Here is a 5698-nt window from a genome sequence, read left to right as displayed (position 1 = left end):
AGGCCGACCTCGTTGTCCAACCCCAGGGTTGTGACCGATCTGCCGCTCGACGGTCATTGATGGCAGCCTGCCCGCCCTACTTGTTCAGCAGGCTCCTAGGGACGGTCGTCGGCGTGGAACACCTCGTTCGGGTTGTCGAGCCCGAAGGGGCTGAGGTCCACCAGGAAGTGGTGCTTGTTGGGTAGGCAGAAGCGCACCTCAGCGACGCTCGGAACGGCGTCGAGCACGGCGCCGCCCATCTCGACAGCGTCTGCTGCAGCGCGTAGCTGTGCGACGCGGCGAACGCCTCGCATATGGCGGCGCGGGCGCTGTCGAAGGCCTTGCCTCAGTCGAGGTCGTCGTCGGTGTGCCACCACTGGGCGGTGACCGACGTGGCCATCACCCGGTCGTTCGTCGGCTGCAGCGTCGTGTACTTGTCCTGGTAGAAGCCGAAGAATCCCGAGTCGGTGGTCTTGAGGACCGTCAGGTCGCGGACCCCCGACACCAAGAGGGGGCGGCCGTCGGCGTACGTCACGGTGGCCGTGCGGGTGTACTGCCCGGCGCGGACGAAGGCGTGCGGGTTCGGGGCCCCGCCGGAGTCCAGGCGCTGCCAGGGGTAGGCCTCGAGCTTGACGCGGGCGCGGGAGACCCGGGGCACGTCCTGGACGAAGTGCCGGGCGAGCGCGAGGCCGGACGACTCGGGCTCGCGGGCGGCGTCCCCGTGCTCCTTCGCGAAGGGGCCAGGCCCAGGCCTTCCCCTACGGACCCAGGTGGCCGGCTCGCGCGACGGGCGCGGGTTCGACTCCCGCAAGGCCCACGCAGCAGGCCCGCGAGGCCCCGGTCACCCGAGCGTGAGCGCCTGGCACCTCGAAGCAGCCGACCAGGTCCGTGCCAGCTCGCCGTCGTGTTCGGCGCCCACGAGGTGTTCGTCCTGCGGGCACCCCCGTTGACGGTGTTCTTCACCGCGTCCGTGGTGAGGACCTTGGCGTTGTCCCCCGAGGTGCGTGTCCGCGAAGTGGCCGGAGAGAGCGGCGCTGACGTTGTAGTCAACGATCTCGTGCGGGTCGCCGTCCCGGTAGATGCGGACGACACGAGTCTCGGCCTTGCCGTACTGGTTGTGCCCCAGCTGGTGTGCCATGTGCTCTTCAGCTTCCTCGGTAGGTGGAGTAGGTGATCGGGTGAGCGGCAGAGGGACGTGGTGGTGACGTCCTGTGTCGTGCGGAAGACGACGGAGACCTCGGGGTAGGAGTCCCCGGGCGTCGAGGCGTCGATGTCGAAGACCTGCGGCGTACCGCGGGCTCGATGGGCACCGGTGCCAGGTCCCGGATGACAGCCCTCGCTATTGGTGGACCCCAGCCGAGCGGGCTCCAGCCGGTGATGTCCGAGCACCTTCCGAGGCCACGGGCATCCTGGTGGCCGTCCCGCCACACACCGGGATCCCCGCGGGTCAGAAGGGAAGGGACTACGTGCTGAGGTGGAGCATCTCCAGCATGACGTGGCAGGCACTGGGTACCGGCTGCACGATGTCAACGGAGCTGGCCTCGGCTAACCGTCGGGCGGTTGCGCTGAGGGGGCCGCCTGCAATGATCACGGCCTCTGCGCCGTCCTCCTCGGCACACCGCTGGACTGCGTCGGACAACTCGCGGTACTGCCGCTCTGGATCAGCGGCCAGCGACTGCGGGTCTGAGACCGTCAGCTTGACCCCGGTGAACTGGTCACCCATGCCGTGCTCGACAACAAGAGCAGCTAGTGCTTCGTCGCAGCAGTTCTTGATGCCATCCCGATTCGGGTGGACCATTTCTCATGGCCGCGCACGTGCGCACGGTGGAGATTCCGAACGCTGATCGGCAGGAGCTGCGGCGGCGGGCGCGGAGCAAGGGCGCACCGGCCCGGGTGGTGGAGCGGGCGCGGATCGTGCTGCTGGCCGGCGAGGGGGTGCCGGGCAAGCAGATTGCCGCTCGGGTCGGCTGTGCCGAGCCGACGGTGGTCACCTGGCGGCGGCGCTACGCCGAGTCCGGACTGGCCGGGCTGGAGGACCTGCCGCGGCCGGGCTCGGAGTCGCCGTTGCCGGAGGCGCTGCGCGATCGGGTGCTGGAGCTGACCCTGACCCAGCCACCCACCCAGTTCGGCGCCACGCACTGGTCTTCGCGGCTGCTGGCCGCTGCGCTGGCGGCCGAGGGCACACCGATCTCGCACGCCACCGTCGCTCGGATCTGGCACCGCTTCGGCGTGCAGCCCTGGCGTGCCGAGACGTTCAAGTTCTCCACCGACCCCGAGCTCGAGGGCAAGATCCGCGACGTCGTCGGGCTCTACCTGCATCCGCCGGAGAAGGCGGTGGTGCTCTGCGTGGACGAGAAGCCCCAGCTGCAGGCCCTCGAACGCACCGCGCCGACCCTGCCGACCCGGCCGGGATCGGCGGAGCGGCAGACCTTCGACTACGTCCGGCACGGCACCACCACGCTGTTCGCCGCGCTGGAGGTGGCCACCGGCAAGGTGACCGACGCCTGCACCGAGCGCCACCGCCACCAGGAGTTTCTCGGCTTCCTCAAGCAGGTGGCCGCCGCCTATCCCCGCCGCGAGCCGCACGTGGTGGTCGACAACTACGCCACCCACAAGCACCCGGCGGTGCGCGCCTGGCTCAAGCGGCATCCGCGGATCACCCTGCACTTCACCCCGACCTCGGGCTCCTGGCTCAACCTGGTCGAGGTGTTCTTCTCGATCATCACCCGCCAGGCGCTGCGCCGCGGCAGCTTTCCCACCGTCGCCGACCTCATCGCCGCCATCCAGCGGTTCATCGACGCCTGGAACGACCGCTGCGCCCCGTTCACCTGGACCAAGGACCCCGACACCGTCATCGCCAAGGCCACCCATCCACGGCTTCGCAAGACGCAACAGACGTCAGATACGGAGCACTAGGGATCCGGCTAGCAGGGGCGTGCTCGTGGCCATCCCAAATCGTCTCCCGTGTCGGCCAGCGCGAAGAATGGATGCCTGGCCAATGCCGATGACGGGCACGCGGCACTCCTGTGACAGCCATGCCCTGCCCGGGTCGCCGATGGCGCCGACAATCACTCCAGCGATGGCCGCCTCACTGTCTGCCGCCAACTGCTCACTAACGGCCTCGCGGACATAGCGTTCTGATCTGGCTAGGGCATCTGGGTCGATGATCATCCTCGGGCCGCCGGCAACCGTGATACCCCGCACCTCCATCCCCGTGCTGCACAAATCCTCGGCTGCGAGTGCGCACATCATGTTGGTCGTAGTGGCGTTTGTATTTGGATTGAGCAACAACACCCGTGGACGGCTAGAGAACGGCAACCGGATCCTCCTCCATCGGCTTGCCGAAGGTCTCGGGTGGGAACTGCACAGCGATACCGAGAACGACGAACAGGGAGGCGAGCATCGCGAACATCCCGGTCAGTCCTGACGCATCGAAGACCACCCCGGAGACCAGCGGGAACAGGCCGCCGGAGAGGGAGCCCATGGCAAGGATGATCGACGTTCCCATGCCCCGAACTCGCGTCGGGTAGAGCTCAGGGGCGAACAGCCAGATTGTCGTGTTGAGGATGATGACCGAGAAGTTGAACAAGAAGCCGAAGACGATGATCAGGGCGATGTTGGTAGCGAGGAATGCAATAGACAGGCCAGCGAGGAACCCCAGCACAGCGCCCCCGGTCAGAACCTTCTTGCGAGGGAAGCGGCTTGCGAAGAAGGCTGCCGTGATCGCTCCGGCCAGCGATCCGGACTGCATTACCAAGGTGAACCACAGGCTGGAGCTGATGGGGTAGCCACGCGCCACGAGGATGGTGGGCATCAGCGTCAGCATGGAGATCTGCGCGGCGTAGGACATGCAGACTGCCACGGTCAGCAACAGGGTGCGACGCAGCAGCCGGCCGGATAGGGCCTTCCGCCACTGCGAACGGGGCTGTTCGCTCCCACGAGCTCCGGGGCCTCTACCTGTTCGCCCCCGGCGAGGACCGGCCCGACCGGCCGCGCGCCCAGGTGCTGGCCTCGGGTGTGGCGATGACCTGGGCACTGGAGGCGCAGCGCCGGCTCGCCGACGAGTGGGACGTGGCCGCCGACGTCTGGTCGGTCACCTCGTGGACCGAGCTGGCGCGCGAGGCAACGCGCTGCGAACGCGCGGCGCTACGCCGCCCAGGAGAGGCTGCTCCCGTGCCCCACGTCCGGCAGGTGCTCGAGGGCCGCACCGGCCCGGTGGTCGCGGTCAGCGACTGGATGCGCGCGGTCCCCGACCAGATCGCGCCCTGGATCCCGGGCGACTGGTCGGCCCTCGGCACCGACGGCTTCGGGCTGTCGGACACCCGACACGCCCTGCGCCGGCACTTCCTCGTCGATGCCGGGTCGATCGTGGTCCAGGTGCTGCGGCGGCTGGCGGCGACGGGGCAAGTCGCACCGGAGGTCGCGGCCGAGGCGGCCACCCGGTACCGCCTGGACGACCCGCACTTCTTCCCCGTAGGCGTGTCCGCGGGCGGCGACACGTGAGCGACGGACATCCGACCAGGAGGCAGACATGAGCAACTTCGGCGTCGTCGTCCGCGCTTCGCGGGCGATCACGGTCAACGGCGAGGAGGGCCTCTGCGTCGGCGTGGCCGACGGTCGCATCGCGGTCGTCGCCCCACTGGGCGAGCGGCTTGACGCGGCCCAGGTGGTCGAGCTGGAGCCGCCCGAGGTGCTGCTGCCCGGACTCGTGGACAGCCACGTGCACGTCAACGAGCCCGGCCGGACCGAGTGGGAGGGCTTCGAGACGGCCACCCGGGTGGAGCAGGCCGCCGTCGATGACGGCACCCGCCCCGGGGTGAGCAGCGAGGAGTCCGAGGAGATCAAGGCGCTGAAGAAGGAGAACCGGCGGCTGCGCGAGGCGAATGAGATCTTGCGTCAGGCCTCGATTTTCTTCGCGCGGGAACTCGACCCGCACCGCATCAGAGCATCACAGTGGGGCCAAATGGGGTTGTCATTCCCACATGGTGGTGGCCGAGCAGTCGGTGTCGGCGATCCGCTCATATCCGGCGCCGAAGACCAGCGCCTCAACCAGCTTGCCGAACACCACGGCATCGTCGATGCGGGGTCGGTGACAGCCCAGCGGATGTTCATCGACGTGCGGCGGCAGCAGCGCGAGGAACTGCTCGCGCAACGGGTCAAAGATGCAGGATGGGACGGCAGGCACGAGCGGTCCACAGCTCACGGAGCGTTAGCACCTTCGCGAGCGTGGCCCTCGTGCCTGCCCACGACGCTCAGCCACGCCGAACGCCGCAGCTGCACCTACCGGCGGGAGCTCTAAGGGACAGAAACGGCGCACAGCGGCGCACAAGGGCCAAACTCGACCGGGTAATCGCAGGGTTATTCGTTTCATGTTGGATGCAGGTAGCATGAACCCTTGATTGAAGCGGCGCTGGTCATTAGCTCAAGCCTGTTATTGATGAAGCAGCCGATTGCCGCAGGGGCACCATAATGTCTCGCACCAGCTTTACGTTGGTGCCTCCGGATGGAGGTTGTCCCGAGCTTCGTAGAACTTCGGTGGCGGCCCGTTGTGCGTCAGGCTGCGACGACCTCCTCATGGTGCACGGCGGGTGTGACGGTTCCGGCGCTTTCGGCGTCGAGTGCGGCGCGCAGCTTGGGCAGGTGCAGGTGGCCGTTGACGCGACGGAATTGCTTGCCGGCCTCGACCATCCCGGCGGCGCACCAGCGCAGCGCCATCTGC

Annotated in this window: 8 protein-coding genes and 2 pseudogenes; 3 read left to right on the top strand and 7 right to left on the bottom strand. The window is 68.2% G+C overall.

Annotated features, from left to right (window positions below):
* Positions 1–95: 95 nt before the first annotated feature.
* On the bottom strand, positions 96–239 hold the full coding sequence (locus CNO22_RS28615) for a hypothetical protein (protein WP_198588597.1): 144 nt from the start codon (positions 237–239) through the stop codon (positions 96–98).
* Positions 240–325: 86 nt separating this feature from the next.
* Positions 326–790: a hypothetical protein gene (locus tag CNO22_RS25325; RefSeq protein ID WP_198588596.1), complete on the bottom strand. Its 465-nt coding sequence runs from the start codon at positions 788–790 to the stop codon at positions 326–328.
* 93 nt (positions 791–883) lie between these two features.
* Here CNO22_RS25325 and CNO22_RS28000 point away from each other — a divergent pair, with 93 nt between their 5' ends.
* Positions 884–1153: a hypothetical protein gene (locus CNO22_RS28000; RefSeq protein WP_157937121.1), complete on the top strand. Its 270-nt coding sequence runs from the start codon at positions 884–886 to the stop codon at positions 1151–1153.
* 288 nt (positions 1154–1441) lie between these two features.
* Here the strand turns inward: CNO22_RS28000 and CNO22_RS25315 are convergent, their stop codons facing one another.
* A complete protein-coding gene (locus CNO22_RS25315) occupies positions 1442–1777 on the bottom strand; it encodes an aspartate/glutamate racemase family protein (RefSeq protein ID WP_269799639.1) in 336 nt (111 codons plus the stop codon).
* Positions 1778–1782: 5 nt separating this feature from the next.
* Between CNO22_RS25315 and CNO22_RS25310 the strand changes: the two genes are divergently transcribed.
* On the top strand, positions 1783–2895 hold the full coding sequence (locus tag CNO22_RS25310; protein ID WP_100502011.1) for an IS630 family transposase: 1113 nt from the start codon (positions 1783–1785) through the stop codon (positions 2893–2895).
* Here the strand turns inward: CNO22_RS25310 and CNO22_RS30275 are convergent.
* Together CNO22_RS30275 and CNO22_RS25305 are read right to left on the bottom strand one after the other, a co-directional pair.
* Positions 2878–3273 carry an aspartate/glutamate racemase family protein gene (locus CNO22_RS30275; RefSeq protein ID WP_408609714.1) on the bottom strand — a complete coding sequence of 132 codons (396 nt, stop codon included), beginning with the start codon at positions 3271–3273 and terminating at the stop codon, positions 2878–2880. The two genes, CNO22_RS25310 and CNO22_RS30275, sit on opposite strands and share 18 nt — an antisense overlap.
* A gap of 10 nt (positions 3274–3283) precedes the next feature.
* On the bottom strand, positions 3284–4015 hold the full coding sequence (locus CNO22_RS25305; RefSeq protein ID WP_100502010.1) for an MFS transporter: 732 nt from the start codon (positions 4013–4015) through the stop codon (positions 3284–3286).
* Between CNO22_RS25305 and CNO22_RS25300 the strand changes: the two genes are divergently transcribed.
* On the top strand, positions 3937–4482 hold the full coding sequence (locus tag CNO22_RS25300) for a transketolase-like TK C-terminal-containing protein (protein ID WP_408609715.1): 546 nt from the start codon (positions 3937–3939) through the stop codon (positions 4480–4482). The genes CNO22_RS25305 and CNO22_RS25300 overlap by 79 nt on opposite strands.
* 478 nt (positions 4483–4960) lie before the next feature.
* Here the strand turns inward: CNO22_RS25300 and CNO22_RS25295 are convergent.
* Positions 4961–5164, bottom strand: a pseudogene (locus CNO22_RS25295) (IS5/IS1182 family transposase); the annotation flags it as partial.
* Between the two features lie 368 nt (positions 5165–5532).
* Positions 5533–5698, bottom strand: a pseudogene (locus tag CNO22_RS25290) (IS256 family transposase); the annotation flags it as partial.

It is taken from the genome of Geodermatophilus chilensis, assembly GCF_002802985.1.
Taxonomy (GTDB): domain Bacteria; phylum Actinomycetota; class Actinomycetes; order Mycobacteriales; family Geodermatophilaceae; genus Geodermatophilus; species Geodermatophilus chilensis.
This window is presented reverse-complemented; position numbering and strand designations above follow the sequence as displayed.

Coding starts and splice junctions, on each gene's coding strand:
- CNO22_RS25315 (WP_269799639.1), bottom strand. CDS start 1,777: ATGGTCCACCCGAATCGGGATGGCATCAAGAACTGCTGCGACGAAGCA.
- CNO22_RS25310 (WP_100502011.1), top strand. CDS start 1,783: ATGGCCGCGCACGTGCGCACGGTGGAGATTCCGAACGCTGATCGGCAG.
- CNO22_RS28615 (WP_198588597.1), bottom strand. CDS start 239: ATGGGCGGCGCCGTGCTCGACGCCGTTCCGAGCGTCGCTGAGGTGCGC.